This is a genomic window from Caulobacter sp. CCH9-E1, assembly GCF_001556515.1.
In the GTDB taxonomy this organism is placed as follows: domain Bacteria; phylum Pseudomonadota; class Alphaproteobacteria; order Caulobacterales; family Caulobacteraceae; genus Caulobacter.
On the sequence record NZ_LSJA01000328.1, the window covers coordinates 1 to 795 of the forward strand.

At 67.4% G+C, this 795-nt stretch carries 1 protein-coding gene; it reads right to left on the minus strand.

Annotated features, from left to right (window positions below; genetic code table 11):
* Positions 1-795: efflux RND transporter permease subunit (locus tag AX690_RS19110; protein WP_197426913.1), on the minus strand; the 795-nt coding region annotated here is incomplete at both ends.

Sequence of the window (795 nt, forward strand, 5' to 3'; positions counted from 1 at the left end):
TGGCGGCCTTCAGGTTCTCGAACTGGCCGCCCCAGGTCAGCCAGTAGCCGGTCGGCAGCTGGACGGCGTCGACCTTGCTGCGGGCTTCGGTGACGAACGAGCCGATGTCGCGGCCACGAACGTTGACCTGGATAACCACCCGGCGCTTGCCGTCTTCGCGGCTGATCTGGTTCAGACCATCCGATAAGCGGAACTGCACCAGCTCCCGCAGCGGCACCGACCGTTGCAGGCCGTTCTCGCCGGCCGGCAGCATGACCGGTAGAGCGCCCAGGGCATCGAGGTCGTTGCGCTGGGTCATCGGCACGCGGACGGTGATGTCGAAGCGGCGATCACCCTCGAAGACGTCGCCGGCCTGGCGACCGCCCATGGCCGTGGCCACGGTGTCGGCCACCTGGTCGATGCTGAGCCCAAAGCGGGCGATGGCGGCGCGGTCGAACTTGACGTCCAGGGTCGGGGCCCCGCCGACCTGTTCGACACGGACACCCTCGGCGCCTTGGATCGACTGCAGGACCGCGCCGATCTTGGCGGCCGTGGCGCTCATCTTGTCCAGATCGTCGCCGTAGAGCTTGATGGCGACGTCGCCACGCACGCCGGCGATCAGCTCGTTGAAGCGCATCTGGATCGGCTGGGTGACTTCGAAGCTGTTGCCCAGCAACGGCGAGACCTTGCCCTCGATGCGCTCGACGACCTTGGCCTTGTTGGCGACGTCCTTGGGCCACTCCTTCTGGGGCTTCAGGATAATGAAGCCGTCCGAGGCGTTGGGCGGCATCGGGTCGGTGGCGACCTCGGCCGTGC